At 75.2% G+C, this 16,502-nt stretch carries 12 protein-coding genes; 6 read left to right on the top strand and 6 right to left on the bottom strand.

Features of this window, described 5'->3' with window-relative positions:
* Positions 1-11 precede the first annotated feature (11 nt).
* The gene (locus tag ABZ885_RS04630) at positions 12-905 is read left to right on the top strand and encodes a transketolase C-terminal domain-containing protein (protein WP_360183322.1); all 894 of its coding nucleotides are present in this window, start codon (positions 12-14) and stop codon (positions 903-905) included.
* 43 nt (positions 906-948) lie between these two features.
* Here the strand turns inward: ABZ885_RS04630 and treZ are convergent, their stop codons facing one another.
* The 3 genes from treZ to glgX all read right to left on the bottom strand — a co-directional run bounded on the left by treZ (position 949) and on the right by glgX (position 7,399).
* Positions 949-2,694, bottom strand: a complete 1,746-nt coding sequence (treZ, locus tag ABZ885_RS04625; protein ID WP_360183320.1) for a malto-oligosyltrehalose trehalohydrolase — start codon at positions 2,692-2,694, stop codon at positions 949-951.
* Positions 2,691-5,162: a malto-oligosyltrehalose synthase gene (gene treY / locus ABZ885_RS04620; RefSeq protein ID WP_360183318.1), complete on the bottom strand. Its 2,472-nt coding sequence runs from the start codon at positions 5,160-5,162 to the stop codon at positions 2,691-2,693. The genes treZ and treY overlap by 4 nt, the downstream gene beginning before the upstream one ends.
* A gap of 89 nt (positions 5,163-5,251) precedes the next feature.
* On the bottom strand, positions 5,252-7,399 hold the full coding sequence (gene glgX / locus ABZ885_RS04615) for a glycogen debranching protein GlgX (protein ID WP_360183316.1): 2,148 nt from the start codon (positions 7,397-7,399) through the stop codon (positions 5,252-5,254).
* A gap of 470 nt (positions 7,400-7,869) precedes the next feature.
* On the opposite strand from glgX, the gene ABZ885_RS04610 reads away from it, so the two are divergent.
* The 5 genes from ABZ885_RS04610 to ABZ885_RS04590 all read left to right on the top strand — a co-directional run bounded on the left by ABZ885_RS04610 (position 7,870) and on the right by ABZ885_RS04590 (position 11,524).
* Positions 7,870-9,066 (top strand): SAV2148 family HEPN domain-containing protein, encoded by a 1,197-nt coding sequence (locus ABZ885_RS04610; protein WP_360183382.1) that lies wholly within the window; start codon positions 7,870-7,872, stop codon positions 9,064-9,066.
* 60 nt (positions 9,067-9,126) lie between these two features.
* Positions 9,127-9,609 (top strand): GNAT family N-acetyltransferase, encoded by a 483-nt coding sequence (locus tag ABZ885_RS04605; protein WP_360183314.1) that lies wholly within the window; start codon positions 9,127-9,129, stop codon positions 9,607-9,609.
* A 157-nt stretch (positions 9,610-9,766) separates the two neighbouring features.
* On the top strand, positions 9,767-10,468 hold the full coding sequence (locus tag ABZ885_RS04600) for an exonuclease domain-containing protein (RefSeq protein ID WP_360183312.1): 702 nt from the start codon (positions 9,767-9,769) through the stop codon (positions 10,466-10,468).
* 79 nt (positions 10,469-10,547) lie between these two features.
* Positions 10,548-11,312, top strand: coding sequence for a MerR family transcriptional regulator (locus ABZ885_RS04595; RefSeq protein WP_360183310.1), 765 nt, complete (start codon positions 10,548-10,550; stop codon positions 11,310-11,312).
* 38 nt (positions 11,313-11,350) lie between these two features.
* Positions 11,351-11,524, top strand: a complete 174-nt coding sequence (locus ABZ885_RS04590; protein WP_360183308.1) for a hypothetical protein — start codon at positions 11,351-11,353, stop codon at positions 11,522-11,524.
* Positions 11,525-11,526: 2 nt separating this feature from the next.
* Here the strand turns inward: ABZ885_RS04590 and ABZ885_RS04585 are convergent, their stop codons facing one another.
* The 3 genes from ABZ885_RS04585 to ABZ885_RS04575 all read right to left on the bottom strand — a co-directional run bounded on the left by ABZ885_RS04585 (position 11,527) and on the right by ABZ885_RS04575 (position 15,970).
* Positions 11,527-12,594, bottom strand: a complete 1,068-nt coding sequence (locus ABZ885_RS04585) for a polysaccharide deacetylase family protein (RefSeq protein ID WP_360183306.1) — start codon at positions 12,592-12,594, stop codon at positions 11,527-11,529.
* Between the two features lie 136 nt (positions 12,595-12,730).
* Positions 12,731-13,624 carry an aminoglycoside phosphotransferase family protein gene (locus ABZ885_RS04580; RefSeq protein ID WP_360183304.1) on the bottom strand — a complete coding sequence of 298 codons (894 nt, stop codon included), beginning with the start codon at positions 13,622-13,624 and terminating at the stop codon, positions 12,731-12,733.
* 108 nt (positions 13,625-13,732) lie between these two features.
* Positions 13,733-15,970: an MMPL family transporter gene (locus ABZ885_RS04575; protein ID WP_360183380.1), complete on the bottom strand. Its 2,238-nt coding sequence runs from the start codon at positions 15,968-15,970 to the stop codon at positions 13,733-13,735.
* Positions 15,971-16,502 lie beyond the last annotated feature (532 nt).

Raw genomic sequence — 16,502 nt, 5'->3', positions numbered from 1 at the left:
GGACCCCACCGATGGACACGATGCGCGAGCGCTTCCTCGACGTGACCACCCGCCTGCTGGACGACGACCCCCGGCTGGCCGTGGTGCTGGCCGACATCAGCGCGGCCGGCTTCGCCGGCGCCGCGGAGCGCCACCCGGACCGGGTGATCAACGTCGGGATCCGCGAACAGCTGCTGATCGGCGCAGCCGGCGGCCTGGCGCTCACCGGGATGCGGCCGATCGCCCACACCTTCGCCAGCTTCCTGGTCGAACGGCCCTTCGAGCAGGTCAAGTTGGACCTGGTGCACCAGGGCGTCGGCGCCGTCCTGGTGAGCGCGGCCGGCTCGTACGACTGGCCGGCCGGCGGCCGCACCCACATGTCCCCGGGCGACGTGGCACTGCTGGACACCCTGCCGGACTGGACGGTCCACGTGCCCGGCCATCCGGACGAGGCCGAGCAGTTGCTCCGCCACGCCGTGGCGGACGGCGACCGCAACGTCTACCTGCGGCTCTCCGAGCACCGCAACGCCGCCGCGGCGCCGGTCGAGGCCGGGCGGTTCACCACCCTGCGCAGGGGTGACAAGGGCGTGGTGCTCGCGGTCGGCCCGATGCTGGACGCGGTGCTGGCGGCCACCGAGGGCCTGGACGTCACCGTGGTGTACGCGGCCACCGTGCGGCCGTTCGACGCGGCCGGGCTGCGGGCGGCCGTCGGCTCCCGGGCGGACGTCGTGCTGGTCGAGCCGTACCTGGCGGGGACCTCCGCGAACGAGGCGCACGCCGCACTGAACGACCGGCCGCACCGGGTGCTCGGCCTGGGCGTGCCGCGCGAGGAGCACCGGCACTACGGCTCGATCGCCGAGCACCTCGCCGCCTACGGCCTGGACGCGGCCTCGCTGCGGGAGCGGATCGCCACCTTCCTGTGGTGACCGCGGCGGCGACCGCGGAGGGGGTGGCCGCGGCGGCGGCCGTTCACACCCGGACGACCGCCGCCGCGTGCTCCCCGAGCCGCAGCTCCGTGTGGTCGAGCGCGCACGGGCCGAAGGCCGCCACCACCTCGTGCCCCGTCGCCCCCAGCGGCAGCACGGCCTCGGCGTCGGACAGGTTGACCGCCACCCGGTACGGCCCCCGGTGCACCACCAGCCAGCGCGCCGCCTCGTCGTACGCGACCCGGACGGCCGCCAGGTCCGGGTCGGCGAGCTCCGGCCGTTCGCGCCGCAGCCGGAGCAGCGTCCGGTACCAGGTGAGCAGCCCGTTGTGCGGGGCGCGCCTCGGCTCGGTCCAGTCGAGGACGGAGCGCAGCACGGTGGCCGGCGCCTGCGGGTCGGGGACGTCCTCGGCCTGCCAGCCGTGCTCGGCGAACTCCCGCCGCCGGCCCTGCCGGACGGCCTCGGCCAGGCCGGGGTCGGTGTGGTCGGTGAAGTACTGCCACGGCGTGGCGGCGCCCCACTCCTCGCCCATGAACAGCATCGGGGTGAACGGCGAGGTGAGCACCAGTGCCGCACCGCAGGCGAGTCGGCCGGCCGACAGGTGGGCGGAGATCCGGTCGCCGAGCGCCCGGTTGCCGATCTGGTCGTGGGTCTGCAGGTAGCCGAGCAGCCGGTGGCCGTGGGCGGGCGGGAACGGGCGGCCGTGGCTGCGGCCGCGGAAGGAGGACCACGTCCCGTCGTGGAAGTACCCCCGGGTGAGCGTCTTCGCCACGGCGGCCAGCGGCGCCCGGGCGAAGTCGCCGTAGTAGCCCCGGGACTCGCGGGTGAGCGCGGTGTGCAGGGCGTGGTGGAAGTCGTCGCTCCACTGGGCGGCGAGGCCCTGGCCGCCGGCCTCGGCCGGGGCGGTGGTGCGGGGGGAGTTGAGGTCGGACTCGGCGACCAGGAACAGCGGCCGGTTGGTGGTGACCGCCAACGTCCGGACCTCTGCGGCGAGTTCCTCCAGGAAGTGGACGGCGCGGTCGTCGGCGAGGGCGTGCACCGCGTCCAGCCGCAGGCCGTCGATCCGGTAGTCGCGCAGCCAGGCCAGGGCGCTGCCGATCAGGTAGGCGCGCACCTCGTCCGAGCCGGGCGCGTCCAGGTTGACCGCCGAACCCCACGGGGTGTGGTGCCGGTCGGTGAAGTACGGGCCGTACGCCGGAAGGTGGTTGCCGGACGGCCCGAGGTGGTTGTGCACCACGTCGAGCACGACGCCGAGGCCCTTGCGGTGCGCGGCGTCCACGAAGCGCTTCAGCCCCTCCGGGCCGCCGTAGGGCTCGTGCACGGCCCACGGCGAGACCCCGTCGTACCCCCAGCCGTGCCGGCCGGGGAACGGGCAGACCGGCATCAGCTCGACGAAGTCCACGCCCAGCCCGACCAGGTGGTCGAGGTGTTCGGCGGCGGCCTCGAAGGTGCCGGCGGCGGTGAAGGTGCCGATGTGCAGCTCGTACAGGACGGCGCCGGGCAGCGGGCGGCCCCGCCAGCCGCTCTGCGACCAGCGGAACGCGGCGTGGTCGACCGGGCGGCTGGGCCCGTCCGGGCCGTGCGGCTGCCGGGCCGAGCGCGGGTCCGGCAGCGGCGGGCCGCCGTCCAGCCGGAACGCGTAGTCCCCGGCGGGCGCCTGCCCGTGCCACCAGCCGGGCCGCGCGGTGTCCCGGGCCAGCCGGTGGCGGTTGCCGTCGACCTCCACCTCGACCCGCTCGGCGGCCGCCGGGGCCCAGACCTCGTACGTCCGCACCTCGTGGCCCGTCATGCCCCGCCCCTCCTGGTCAGCAGTGCCACCGGGGAGGCGGCCAGCAGCTCGGCCGCCGGCACGAGGCCCGCCGCGAACCGGCGCCCGGTCAGTTCGTCCCGCCACTCGCGGCCGGAGGGCAGCTCGACCACGGTGTCCCGCCAGCCGCCGGCCCGCTCCAGGCCGTACGGCAGCCGGGTGACCGCGGTGACCACGTCGTCCCCGCGCGCGAAGGCGAGCAGGTGCTCGGCGGCGCGGTCGGTCACGGTCAGCGGCCGGTAGGCGCCCAGCGGGCGGTCCCGGCGCAGGTGCAGGGCGGTGGCGGTGAGGTGGAGCTTCTCCCGGGCGAGGTCGTCCGGCCGGGGCGTCGCCGCGTCGGTGAGCCGGACGGCGAGCGCGCCGAGGTCCACCACGCCGCGGTTGTCCGGGTCCACGAGGGTGTGGAGCGGCTCCTCGCTGCCCTGGTAGAGGTCGGGCACGCCGGGCACGGTGAGGTGCAGCAGGGCGGCCGCGAGGGTGTTGGCCCGGGCGTACGGCGCGAGCGCCCGCACGTACTCCTCGACCCGGGAGAGCAGCGCGGGGTCGTCGTACACGGCGCGGGCGCGGTCGGCGAGGGCCTGCTCGTACGCCGCGTCCGGGGAGGTCCACGAGGTGCGCAGCTTGGCCTCGCGGGCGGCCTTCAGCAGGGCGGTGACCAGCCGGTCCGGGGTGATCGGCCAGGCGGCGACCAGGGTCTGCCAGAGCGCCCAGTCGCCGTCCGGGTCGTCGCCGGGGCCGGCGGCGGACCAGGCGGCGGCCACCGCCGCCCAGACGTCCGGCTGCTCGGCGAGGACGGCGAGGCGGGCGCGGGCGTCGGCGCTGCGCTTGGTGTCGTGGGTGGAGAGCACGGTCATGCCGGCCGGCCAGTGCGCCTCGGCGTACCGGCACCAGGCGTGGAACTCCTCCGGGTGCAGGCCCGGCCGGGCCGGTTCGCCGCCGACCTCGTTCAGGCTCAGCAGGGCGTTCCAGCGGTAGAAGGCGGTGTCCTCGACGCCCTTGGCGGCGACGGCGGCGGCGGTCTGGGCGAACCGCACGCAGAACTCGTCCTTCTCGGGGCTGCGGCCGAGGCGGCCGAGGGCCAGTTCGGCGACCAGCCGCTCGGTGGGGTCGGCGGAGCCGTCGCCGAGCGCGGCCCGCAGCTGCTCCGCGGAGACCGCCGGCACCGGCTCGCCGGCCCGGGCGTAGGGGCGGTACGCGGGGTAGCCGGTGAGCAGCCGCTGCAGGGCGTCGCGCAGCTGCCAGGGCGCGTGGTCGGCGTGCGCGGGTTCGGCGGCGCCGATCCGGAGGGCGAGCCGGACCAGCCGCGCGACCTCGGCGGCCAGCTCGCCGCGCGGCCCGGTCATGTCGGCCCGCCCGCGCCGGGCGGCCGTGCCGACCGGGTCCGGGCCGGCGGGCGCGCCGACGAAGTGCTCGTAGCGCTCCGCCAGCCGCCGGGCGCCCGCCTGGTCGGTGAGCACGCCGTCGATCCGGCGCAGCGCGTCGTACCCGGTGGTGCCGGCGCAGGGCCAGTCGGCGGGCAGCCGTTCCTCGCCGGTGAGGATCTTCTCGACCACCGTGTAGGCGCCGCCGGTGGCGTCGGCGAGCCGCTGCAGGTAGCCGCGCGGGTCGGCGAGGCCGTCGGGGTGGTCGATCCGGAAGCCGTCGAGCACGCCGTCCCGGTGCAGCCGCAGCAGCACGCCGTGGGTGGCCTCGAAGACCTCGGGGATCTCGACCCGGACGGCGATCAGCTCGTTGACGGTGAAGAACCGGCGGTAGTTGAGCTCGGTCCGGGCCAGCCGCCACCAGGCGAGCCGGTACCACTGCCGGGCGAGCAGCTCGGGCAGCGGCATGCCGGCGGTGCCGGGGCGCAGCGGCAGGGCGTGGTCGTGGTAGCGCAGCACCTCGCCGTCCACGACGAGCCGCCCGAGTTCGGCGCCGAGCCGGTCGCCGAGCAGCGGCAGCAGCACCCGGCCGCGCCCGGGGTCGTCGGCGGGCCCCGGCTGGGCGGTCCAGTCGATGTCGAACCAGCGCGCGTACGGCGAGTCGGGGCCGTCCCGCAGCACGTTCCAGAGCGGCTGGTTGAGCTGTTCGGGGACGGGGACGGCCATGTGGTTGGGCACCACGTCGGCGATCAGCCGCAGGCCGTGCCGGCGGGCCTCGGCGGCCAGTGCGCGCAGCGCGGGTTCGCCGCCGAGCTGTTCGCTGATCCGGGCGTGGTCGACGGTGTCGTACCCGTGGGTGGAGCCGGGGGCGGCCTCCAGCAGCGGCGAGAGGTGCAGGTGCGAGACGCCGAGGGCGGCGAGGTAGGGCACGGCGGCGGTGGCGTCGCGGAGGGTGAAGCCGGGCTGGAGCTGGAGCCGGTAGCTGGCGGTGGGGAGGGACGCGGGGGCGGACCCGGGGGCGGACGCGGGGGCGGGTGTGGAGGTGGTAGCGGCCGGGCGGGGCAGCGCGGGCTCGGCGGCGGAGGTCATGTGTCCATGAGTACCCGCGCGAGCCCGCCGCCAAGACCCGTTGCTGATCCGAACAGGTGACCGGGGCGGCGGGGGCGGGCCGCCGCGGCCTACGCCGGCCGTTGCAGCACCATCAGGGAGCGGTCGGCGAGCCAGAGCGCGTCGCCGGCCTTGACCCGGGTGCCGGTGCCGGGGGCGGGCAGCCGGGGCAGGACGGTGTCGACGACGACCTGCCACTCCTGCCCGTGGCCGGCCGGGACCATGAACTCCAGCGGCTCGAAGTGCGCGTTGAACATCAGCAGGAAGGAGTCGTCGACGATCCGCCCGCCGCGCCGGTCCGGTTCCGAGATGGCGTAGCCGTTGAGGAAGACGGTGAGCGACTTGGCGTAGCTGGCGCCCCAGTTGCGCTTGGTCATCTCCTCCCCGCCGGGGGTGAACCAGGCGATGTCGGTGAGGTCCTCGTAGCCGCCGGCGGATGCGTGCGGGCCGGCGGGACGGCCGGAGACCGGGCGGCCGTGGAAGAAGCGGCGGCGCCGGAAGACGGGGTGGTCGCGGCGGAGCCAGATCATGCCCTGGGTGAACTCCAGCAGCCGGGCCGCCGGGCCGTCCTCCTCGGGCCAGTGCACCCAGGTGAGTTCGTTGTCCTGGCAGTAGGAGTTGTTGTTGCCCTGCTGGCTGCGGCCGAGTTCGTCGCCGTGCGACAGCATCGGCACGCCCTGGGAGAGCATCAGGGTGGCGATGAGGTTCCGCTGCTGGCGGGCCCGGAGCTCCTCGACGGCCGGGTCGTCGGTGGGGCCCTCGGCGCCGCAGTTCCAGGAGCGGTTGAACGATTCGCCGTCGCGGTTGTCCTCGCCGTTGGCCGCGTTGCGCTTCTCGTTGTACGACACCAGGTCGCGCAGGGTGAAACCGTCGTGGCAGGTGACGAAGTTGATCGAGGCGATCGGCCGGCGGCCGTCGTCCTGGTAGAGGTCGGAGGAGCCGGTGAGCCGGGAGCCGAACTCGGCGAGGGTGGCGTTCTCGCCGCGCCACAGGTCGCGGACGGTGTCCCGGTACATGCCGTTCCACTCCGTCCACAGCGGCGGGAAGTTGCCCACCTGGTAGCCGCCCTCGCCGAGGTCCCAGGGCTCGGCGATCAGCTTGGCCTGGGAGACCACCGGGTCCTGCTGGACCAGGTCGAAGAAGGACGAGAGCCGGTCCACCTCGTGGAACTGCCGGGCCAGGGTGGCGGCGAGGTCGAAGCGGAAGCCGTCCACGTGCATCTCGGTGACCCAGTAGCGCAGCGAGTCCATGATCAGCTGGAGCACGTGCGGGCTGCGCATCAGCAGGCTGTTGCCGGTGCCGGTGGTGTCCTCGTAGAACCGCTGGTCCTGGGCGAGCCGGTAGTAGGAGACGTTGTCCAGGCCGCGCAGCGAGAGCGTGGGGCCCAGGTGGTTGCCCTCGGCGGTGTGGTTGTAGACGACGTCCAGGATCACCTCGATGCCGGCCGCGTGCAGCGCCTTCACCATCGACTTGAACTCCTGCACCTGCTGGCCCCGGTCGCCGGTGGAGGAGTAGGAGGAGTGCGGGGCGAAGAAGCCGATGGTGTTGTAGCCCCAGTAGTTGGCGAGGCCGAGGTCGCGCAGCCGGTGGTCGCGGACGAACTGGTGGACCGGCATCAGCTCGATCGCGGTGACGCCGAGCTTGGCCAGGTGCTCGATCACGGCCGGGTGGGCCAGGCCCGCGTACGTGCCCCGGATCTCCTCGGGGATGCCCGGGTGGAGTCTGGTCAGGCCCTTCACGTGGGCCTCGTAGACCACGGTGCGGTGGTAGTCGGTGCGCGGCGGCCGGTCGGTGCCCCAGTCGAAGTACGGGTTGATCACCACCGAGTGCATGGTGTGCGGGGCGGAGTCCAGGTCGTTGCGGCGCTCGGGGGCGCCGAAGTGGTAGCCGTAGACGGACTCGTCCCAGTCGATGTGGCCGCTCATCGCCTTGGCGTACGGGTCCAGCAGCAGTTTGGCGCTGTTGTGCCGCTGGCCGAGGCCCGGGTTGTGCGGGCCGTGGACGCGGAAGCCGTACCGCTGGCCGGGCTGGATGCCGGGCAGGTAGGCGTGCCGGACGAAGGCGTCCGTCTCGCGGAGTTCGACGGCGGTCTCCGAACCGTCCTCGTCGAGCAGGCAGAGTTCGATCCGGTCGGCGCTCTCCGAGAACACCGCGAAGTTGGTGCCGGCCCCGTCGTAGGTGGCACCGAGGGGGTAGGGCGTCCCTGGCCATACCTGCATGGGTTCTCAACTTCCTTGGCTAGAAGGGAAACTGACAGGTAGTCCGACAATCAGCCCGGACCCCGACGCTCTCTTCCCGGCGGGGCGGCCGGGCATGTGCGGCGGTCGCGCGCCGTGATGCACGGCACAGTCCGCATACTCCCCGACGCTTTCCCCGACAGCGGGGCCATTCGGCGTGTGTTCGCCCGAACGGGTGTCCGGCGGGTCTCCCGGGACGGGCGGGACACCCGGGGTACGAGGGGCGATGCGCACGTCCCCTCGGTCAACCGGCTGCGGGTTGCTCGCGGCGGGCAGTACCCTTGATCGTCCGGCCGCCCCCGCGCTCGTGGCGATCCATCAGAAGACAAGACAGCAAGAGCTCCATCAGGAACCAGGTGAGGTGGCGCATGGTGTTCCCCGCCGGCGGCCGTGGCGGAGGGCCCGGCGGCCCCGACCGGGGCGGCGCCCGCAGCGAGGCCCCGACGGTCGTCATGCGCCCCACCCTGACCGGTCGCGGGGCGCTGGTGCCCGCCCAGGGCGGCCCGGTCGAGGTACCGGCCCTCGCCTGGTCCGGCGCCGAATGGGAGGACGCCTACCAGCGGGTCCGGCTCACCGGGCGGGCGTACGTCTGGCTCAACCTGGTCGAGCAGCGGCTGCGCTCCCTCGTCGACGAGGTCCTGCACCCCATCTACGCGCCCGCGCACGGCGAGGACTGGGTCACCGCCGCGGCCGGCCCGGCCGGCGAGGAGTGGGCCCACCGGGCCGGCGCCGTCCGCGAGGTCAGCCGCCGCAAGGGCTACCTGCTCGACCCCGCCGACGACGACCCGCTGGTCTTCCTCACCCTGCCCCAGCTGCGCGAGCTGATGGTCCAGCACTGGCCGTGCTTCGAGCCCTACCTGGCCGACCGGCGGGACATCGAGCTGGCCCTCGACGAGCTGGAGGTCGCCCGGCACGTCGTCTCCCGCAACCGCGTCCTCACCCAGACCGTCCTCGCCCAGACCGAGCGCGCCGCCGCCCGGCTGCTCGCCCTGCTCGACGGCGGCAGCGGCGGCGTCCCCGCCGACGTGGTTGAGTCCCTGGTGGCCGGCCGGTACGCCGACGTGGTCGCCGTGCACGCCGACCGGGTCCGGCTCCAGCGCGACCTGCCGGTCGAGGACCTCCTCGACGGCGCCCGGCGGCTCGACGCGCTCGGCATCGGCCTCGGCATGCTCTGCCAGAACTACACCGGCAAGCGGCTCGTCCGGCTCGCCGGCGACGGCTGCCGGGTCCGCCTGCTCTTCCTCAACCCGGCCAGCAGCGCCGTCCGCCGCCGCGAACGCGAACTCGGCCTCGGCCGCGGTGAACTGGCCCGCTCGATCGAGATGAACATCATGCACGTGCGGCGGGTCCGGGCCCGGCTGCGCGACCAGGGCGGCTTCGAGATCCGCGTCTTCGACGAGACCCCGCGCTTCACCGCCTACCTGGTCGAGGGCCCGCGCCCGGCGGGCCAGACCGGCGGCCCCCGCCGGCAGACCCGCGACCTCGGCGTCGTCCAGCCCTACCTGCGCCGCTCCCGCGGCATGGAGTCGCCCGCCCTGGTGCTGCGCGGCGGCGCCGGCCAGCAGCCGGGCGGCACCGAGGCCGGGCTGCTGGAGGTCTACCGCGAGGAGTTCGAGGGGGTCTGGGGGGACTCCCGGCCGGTCTCCTGACCCCCGCCGGTCCGGGAAATCCACTGGTCCGCCCGCCGGACGGATTGACAGACTGCCCGGATGACCAGCCCCACCTGGACTTTGCGGCCCGTCGGGGCCGCCGACGTCGAGCCGATCGCCGAGCTGCGCGCCGAGGTGATGCGCCCCGACCTCGTCCGGCTCGGCCGCTACGACGAGCACCGGGTCCGGCAGCGGTTCCGGGACACCTGCTCCGGCCGGTACACCTCGGTGGTCGAGGTCGACGGCGCCCTCGCCGGCTCCGTCACCGTCCGGCCCGACGGGCGGGGCGGCCGGCTGCTGGAGCACTTCTACCTCGCCGCCGGGCAGCAGGGCCGCGGCCTCGGCTCGGCCGTGCTGCGGCAGGTGCTGGCGGAGGCGGACGCGGCGGGCGAGCCGGTCCGGCTGGTCGTCGTCCAGGGCAGCGCGGCCCGCCGCCTCTACGAGCGGCACGGTTTCGTCCGGGAGTCCGAGGATCGGATCGACGTGGTCATGGTCCGCCCGGCCGGGCCGCCCGCGGCACAACGGACGGCACCCGGCGGGTAGCCGGACGGGACGGCGCCGCGCCCGGCCGCCGCAGCGGGACCGCCGCCCCGGGCCCGGGCCTCCCCGGGGGCCCGCAACGCCCCACCGGCCGGGGTTGTCGGTGGGGCGGGTGATGATAGGGGCTGTTTCGACCAGCAGGACGGAAGGACACACCCCTATGAGCTGGTGGCAGCAGCCACTGGTCGGCTTCGACCTGGAGACCACGGGCACCGACCCGGCCGTGGACCGCATCGTCACGGCCGCCCTCGTGGACACCGTCGGAGCCCGCCGGCTGGGCGTCACCGGCTGGCTCCTCGACCCGGGCGTCCCGATCCCCGCCGAGGCCGCCGCGATCCACGGCATCGGTGACGACCTCGCCCGCAGCAAGGGCCGCCCGGCCAAGGAGGCGGTGGACGAGATAGCCGCCGCCCTCTGCGAGCGGCTCGCCGCCGGCCGGCCCGTCGTCGCCTTCAACGCCCCCTTCGACCTCTCGCTGCTCGACGCCGAGCTGCACCGGCACGGCCTGGCCCCGCTCGCCGAGCGGCTCGGCGGGCCGGTCGCCCCGGTGCTCGACGCCCTCGTCATCGACCGGGCCGTCGACAAGTACCGCAAGGGGTCGCGGACGCTCCAGCGGGTCTGCGAGGTCTACGGCGTCGAGCTGACCGACGCCCACGAGGCCGGCAGCGACGCCCTGGCCGCCGTCCGGGTCGCCGTCGCCCTCGCCGAGCGCTACCCCGCCGAGGTCGGCGCCGTCCCGCTCGCCGACCTGCACGCCCGCCAGGTCGGCTGGTACCGCGACTGGGCCGAGGGCCTCCAGGCCTGGCTGCGCCGCGGCAAGGACCCGCAGGCCGTCATCGACCCGCGCTGGCCGCTCCGCTGAACCCCGGCAGCCGCCCCCGCCAGGCGGCCGGGCCCCCGGACTTGCACCTCACGCGACGTCAGGGCGCACCATCGGTGTCATGACCAACGACCGGACCTGGAAGGTCGGGGCGCTCGCGGCGACGAGCGGCCTGACCGTCCGCACACTGCACCACTGGGACCAGATCGGGCTGCTCGGCCCGTCCCGGCGCACCGCCGCCGGACACCGCGAGTACACCGGGCAGGACGTCGTCCGCCTCTACCAGATCCTCGCGCTGCGGCGGCTCGGACTGGGCCTGGAGACCATCGCCACCTGCCTGGACGTCGGGGTCGACCCGGTCCGGCTGGTGGGCGAGCACCTGGCCGGCGTGGAGACCGCCATCGCCTCGCTGGAGGCGCTGCGGCGGCGGCTGGCCCACGTCCACGACGAGCTGGCCGCCGAACGGGCGCCCGGAACGGCCACGTTGATCGGCGTGCTGCAGGCCATGGGCGGCACCGGCCCGGAGGGCGAACAGGCGCTGCGCCGCCACCTCGACGACGAGCAGCTCCAGGCCTTGCAGGAGCGGGCGGCGGCGCTCGGCCCGGCCGCCCACTACCTGCTGGAGGTCGAGTGGCCCGAGCTCTACCGCAGGGCCGAGGCGCTGCGGGCCGCCGGCGTGGAGCCGACGGCCCCGGAGGTGCGGCGGCTGGTGGCGCGGATGGACGAGCTGAGCCGGCAGTTCAGCGGGGGTGACACGACCCTCTCCGCCGGGGTGCGGGCGGCCTGGCACGACGATCCGGCCGCGATGTCCGGCGATCCGGCGGCCCCGGCCGACGCCTGGCACGACCTGACCGCCTACCTCGACCGTGCCCGCGCCGGCGCGTGACCGCCCGTTACCAGCAACCGCCCTCCCGAGGAGTTCCCGTGACCAGCCGCATCCGCATCGCCGTCTCCCTGTGCGCCGTCCTTCCCGTCCTGCTCTCGGCCCTGCTCATCTTCCGGGGCGTGCCGGGGGGCTTCCTGCCGGCCCTGGCACCGGCGGCCGTCGTGCAGGCGTACCTCACCTACCGCCGGCTCGGCCGGGTCCGGACGGGCTGAGCTCAGGCCGCGGGGAAGTCGACGCGGTAGCCCTGGGCGGCCAGCCAGGGCAGCAGCTGCTTCAGCGCGGCGACGGTCTGGCTGCGGTCGCCCCCGCCGTCGTGCAGCAGCACCACGCCGCCGGGCCTGAGCTGGCTCTGCACGGTGGACACGATGGACGCGACGCCGGGGCGGGACCAGTCGCGCGGGTCGACCGACCAGCCGAGCGGGCGCAGGCCGAGGCCGGCGGCCGTCCGCTGGTTGTCGGCGGTGAACCCGCCGCCGGGGGCGCGGAACCAGGTCACCTTGGTGCCCGGCCCGCCGGCTTGGACGATCTGGTCCTCGGCGTGGGAGATCTCGTACGCCGCCCGGTCGTGCGAGAGCGCGGCGAACGGCTGCGGGTGGTCCACGCTGTGGTCGCAGAGCCGGTGGCCGGCCGCGACGATCCGCCGGACCATCGCCGGGTTGGCGGCGGCCTGGTTGCCGATCTGGCAGAACGTCGCCTTGACGCCGTACTGGGCGAGCAGGTCGAGCACCTGGCCGGTCGCCGGGCCGGGGCCGTCGTCGAAGGTCAGCGCCACCGTGCGGCCACCGGAGGCGGTGGAGCGGACGATCGCGGTGGACACCCCGCCGGCGGGCGGCGGGGGTGGCGGGGCCGGGGCCGGAGTCGCCGTGGGCGGCGGGGTGGCCGGCGGGGTGCCGGGCGGGTGTGCCGGGGGCTTCGTGGCGCTCGGCGGCGGGGGCTTGGGCGTGGCGGGCTTCGGTCCGGCCGGCGTCGTGGTGCCGGGCGCCGCCGTGGTGGCGGGGCCGGGCGGGGAGGGCGTGCCGGGCGACGCGGCCGCCGAGGACGGCGAGGACGGCGCGGGCGAGGACGGCGAAGCGGCCGACGGCGCCGGGCTGTCGGGGGTGGCCGGGGTGGCGGTGGTGACGCTCGGCTGCGGCTGGAGCGCACCGTTGGCGGTGCCGCAGGCGGCCAGGCCCAGCGCGGCGACCACCGCGGCGCAGCCCGCGGCCAGAGCGCGTCGGCGGCGCCGGGCGGGCGGCGGCGGGGGGAGCTGCGAGGTGCGCTGCGAGGCGGCGTGCACGGACATGGCTGCGGCTCCTCGGGTGCGGAGGTGGGTGCCGGTCCTTGAAGCGGACTGAGCCCGGGCCGAGTTCAGTCCGACTGTCGGATAGGACGCCGATCCGACCACATCCGGTTGCGCGGGGCCAAGAGCCGAACAGGCCTCAGAACGGGTACCAGCGCACGTCGGTCGCGCCGGCGCGCAGCGACTCCACCCGGCGGCGGAACTCGGCCGGCGCGGCCGGATTCCCCGCCGCCTGCTGCGCGACCCAGGAGGCGCTGGCCGTCTCCCGGGCCCCGCGCAGCACCGCGAAGCCGGGCCAGTCCCGCACGTCCCAGCCGTAGGCGTCGGTGAACGCCCGGTACTCCTCGGCCGGGACGCCGTACCGGTCGTGGCTGAGCGCCAGCACCACCAGGTCGTGCTCGCGCAGGTCGTGCGAGACGTTCTCCAGGTCGAGCAGGACGGGCCCGTCCGGGCCGACGTGGACGTTGCGCGGCAGCGCGTCGCCGTGGATGACCCCGGCCGGCAGGTGCGGGGTGAGGTCGGGCAGCGCGGCGGCGAAGGCGTCCCGCCGGTGCCGCAGGAAGGCGACGTCGGCCGGGTCGACGTACCCCTCGGCGGAGGCGAGCCAGCGCTCGACCGGGGCGAGCAGGTCACGCCGGTCGAGCGGGAACGGCGGCAGCGGCAGCCGGTGCAGGGCGCGCAGCAGCGGGGCGAGGTCGGCGGGCCGGGCCGGGCGGACGGCGGGCGCGAGCCGGTGCCAGAAGGTGACGGGGTGTCCGTGGGCGAGCTGCGGCTCGGGCGGCACGCCGTCGTAGGCGCGGACGGCCGGGACGCCGCGGGCGGCCAGCCAGTGGGCGACGGTGAGTTCGCGGTGCGCCCGGTCGTACAGCTCGGGGCCGCGGCCGACCTTGGCGACCACGGCCGGGTCGCCGAGGTCGAAGACGGCGTTCTCGCCGAGTGCGAGCAGCCGGGCGTCGCCGGGGCCGGGCAGGCCGGCGGACTCGCAGGCGTGGGCGAGCAGCAGCCGGGCGCGGCCCTCGTCGAAGGGGATCATGGGGGAGTCCGTTCCGTGCGGCGACCGGGACGGTGATCATCATGGCGCACGCGGGCCGGGCCCCGCGCGATGCGGGGCCCGGCGGGTGTGTGCGGGACTGCCGGGGCGTCAGACCCCGATCCGGCGGTGCCGGGCGCCGTCGGGGGCCGGGGCCGGGGCAAGGGCGGCCACCGGGCCGGGGGCGGCGGCCGGCGGGAAGGACTCGCCGTGCGAGAGGTCGGGCAGCCAGCGCAGCCAGGACGGCAGGTACCAGTTGCGCTCACCGAGCAGGGTCATCACCGAGGGCAGCAGCACCGCGCGGATGACCGTCGCGTCGATCAGCACCGCGACCGCGAGGCCGACGCCCATCTGCTTCATCGCCTGCATCGAGAGGGTGCCGAAGACCGCGAACACCGCCACCATGATCACCGCGGCGCTGGTGACCACCCCGGCCGTGGAGCGGATGCCGTGCGCGATGGCGGCCCGGGTCGGCAGGCCCCGGTCCCGGCCCTCCTTGATCCGGGAGACCACGAAGACGTGGTAGTCCATCGAGAGGCCGAAGAGGATCACGAAGAGGAAGAGCGGCACCCAGGACTCGACCGCGCCGACCCCGGCGGTGCCCAGCAGCGAGGCGCCCACGCCGTGCTGGAAGACCAGCGTCAGCACCCCGTACGCGGCGCCGACCGAGAGCAGGTTGAGCACCACGGCGGTGGCGGCGACGGCCAGCGAGCGGAACGACGTGAGCATCAGCACGAAGGCGAAGGCCACCACGAAGCCGAAGACCAGCGGCATCGAGCCGGTCATCTTCTGGTTGAAGTCGTACGACCCGGCGGTGCGCCCGGTGACCGGGGCCTCGGTGCCGGGCACCTTGAGCACGGTGGCCGGGACGAGCTCGGTGCGCAGGGTCCTGAGCGCGTCGTTGCTGACGGAGTCGTTGCCGGTGCCGTTGAGCGGGATGTCGACGGTGGCGACGTTCTTGTCCGGGTGGACGGTGACGTCCACCGGTCCGTGCATCCGGCCGCTGGCCAGCGCCCTCGCCTTGAGGTCGGCGATGGCGGCGGTCATCGCCGGGGAGTCGATGTCGACGGCCTTGATCACCACGCTGGCCGGGGCGGGGCTGCCGGGGAAGGCCGCCTCGATCTTCTGCGAGACGGCGACCAGCCGGTTGCCCTCCGGCAGCTGCTGCCGGAAGGTCAGGTTGGCGGTGTGCATGGTGACCAGCGGCGCGGCCAGCCCGACCAGCAGGGCGCCGGCGAGCACGGTGGCGGCGAGCGGGCGGCGCAGCACCGGGGTGAGGACGGCGTTCCAGACCCGGCCGCCGGTGGCGGCGGCGTCGGGGCGGCGGCGCCGGGCCAGGAACGGGACGCGGCCCTTCCCGACCTTGTCGCCGAGCATCGACAGCAGCGCGGGCAGCACGGTGAGCGAGCCGAGCACGGCGGTGATCACGACGACGATGGTGGCGTAGGACATCGCCTGGAACTCGGCGATGCCGGTGAGGAACATGCCGGCCATGGCGACCACCACGGTGACGCCGGAGACCAGCACGGCCCGGCCGCTGGTGGCGGCGGCGATCCGCAGCGCGGTGTCCGCGTCGTGCCCGGCGGCCCGCTCCTCGCGCTCGCGGCGCAGGTAGAAGAGGCAGTAGTCGACGCCGACGGCGAGGCCGACCAGCAGCATCACCGAGCTCGCGCTGTTGCTGGTGTGCAGGAAGCCGCTGCTGAGCGCGACCAGTCCGCCGGCCGCGACGAAGGCGGTGACGGCGAGCACCACCGGGAGGACCGCGGCGACCAGTGCGCCGAAGGCGACCAGCAGGATGCCGAGGGCGAGCGGGACGGCGGTCCACTCGGCGCGGGTGAAGTCGTCCGAGAACTGGTCCTCGATCCACTTGCCGGAGCTGGCGTCGCCGAGCTCGACCACGGTCAGCTCGGGGTGCCGCTGCTGCACGGCGGCGACCGCGTCCAGTACGGCGGGGACGTTCTCCAGCGCCTCCTTGTCGTCGCCCTTGACGTTCAGCAGGACCAGGGCGGAGTGGCCGTCCGCCGAGACCGCCCTGGTGTCGTAGGGGGAGCGGACGTCGGTGGCCTTGCCGGTGGCGTTGACGCCGGCGATCACCTGGTCGACGGCGGCCCGGAAGGCCGGGGCGTCGGCGGCGAGCGTGGCGCTCTGGACCAGGACGGTCTCGCTGGAGGGGGTCTTCAGCCCGGCGTCGTCCAGGATCCGGGCCGCCCGGGAGACCTGGCCGGGCATCGCCTCGGACGGTTTGACCTCGGTGCTGCCGTGCAGGCCGCCGAGGAAGGCGGCGAGGACGACGAAGACCAGCCAGCCGAAGACGGCGGTCTTTCTGTGCCGGGCGCTCCAGGCGCCCATGGCGGCAGCGGTGCCGAGCTTGGTCTTCACGGATGTCCCCCTGGGAGAGCGGCGGTCGTCGCCGGGTGAGAGGTGGCGGTGGGAGGTGCGGGAGCGGGCGGCGGCCGGCCGCCGGCGCCGGGTGCCGGTCGCGTGCCCGGCGTCCCAACCGACAGTAGAAAACGGCAGGTTGACGGGGTATCCGGCTGGCGGGGGAGTTGCCCCGGGGGTCTTCCTCGGGGGCGGGGGTGGGGTTTTCCCTACCGGGGAACCCTGATTTCTCCTCCCTGCGGCGGGTGCGAACTCCACCCTGAGGGGGAGCGGTCTCCACCCGGAGCACGAGGTCAATCGGCCTGTCGGCGGGTCAAGATGGTGCGGGGCCACCTCGCGGTGTCCCTTGGAGGGGGTTCGATCACGGGGGCTGCTTGCCGGTCGGCTAGCAAGTTCTCGTAGGATGATGTCCTCTGAACACTTACCTGCCGACCGGCTAGGGGCGGGCTTCTTCGCCATGCCCTGCCGGTCCTCCGTCGCCCGATGTCCCGTCCCCCAAGGG

It is taken from the genome of Kitasatospora sp. NPDC047058 (assembly GCF_040643935.1).
In the GTDB taxonomy this organism is placed as follows: Bacteria; Actinomycetota; Actinomycetes; order Streptomycetales; family Streptomycetaceae; genus Kitasatospora.
This window is presented reverse-complemented; position numbering and strand designations above follow the sequence as displayed.

What these genes read in the sequence shown, in the direction of transcription:
- ABZ885_RS04630 (WP_360183322.1), top strand. Translation starts at nt 12, where the DNA reads ATGGACACGATGCGCGAGCGCTTCCTCGACGTGACCACCCGCCTGCTG.
- treZ (WP_360183320.1), bottom strand. Translation starts at nt 2,694, where the DNA reads ATGACGGGCCACGAGGTGCGGACGTACGAGGTCTGGGCCCCGGCGGCC.
- treY (WP_360183318.1), bottom strand. Translation starts at nt 5,162, where the DNA reads ATGACCTCCGCCGCCGAGCCCGCGCTGCCCCGCCCGGCCGCTACCACC.
- glgX (WP_360183316.1), bottom strand. Translation starts at nt 7,399, where the DNA reads ATGCAGGTATGGCCAGGGACGCCCTACCCCCTCGGTGCCACCTACGAC.
- ABZ885_RS04610 (WP_360183382.1), top strand. Translation starts at nt 7,870, where the DNA reads ATGCGCCCCACCCTGACCGGTCGCGGGGCGCTGGTGCCCGCCCAGGGC.
- ABZ885_RS04605 (WP_360183314.1), top strand. Translation starts at nt 9,127, where the DNA reads ATGACCAGCCCCACCTGGACTTTGCGGCCCGTCGGGGCCGCCGACGTC.
- ABZ885_RS04600 (WP_360183312.1), top strand. Translation starts at nt 9,767, where the DNA reads ATGAGCTGGTGGCAGCAGCCACTGGTCGGCTTCGACCTGGAGACCACG.
- ABZ885_RS04595 (WP_360183310.1), top strand. Translation starts at nt 10,548, where the DNA reads ATGACCAACGACCGGACCTGGAAGGTCGGGGCGCTCGCGGCGACGAGC.
- ABZ885_RS04585 (WP_360183306.1), bottom strand. Translation starts at nt 12,594, where the DNA reads ATGTCCGTGCACGCCGCCTCGCAGCGCACCTCGCAGCTCCCCCCGCCG.
- ABZ885_RS04580 (WP_360183304.1), bottom strand. Translation starts at nt 13,624, where the DNA reads ATGATCCCCTTCGACGAGGGCCGCGCCCGGCTGCTGCTCGCCCACGCC.
- ABZ885_RS04575 (WP_360183380.1), bottom strand. Translation starts at nt 15,970, where the DNA reads ATGGGCGCCTGGAGCGCCCGGCACAGAAAGACCGCCGTCTTCGGCTGG.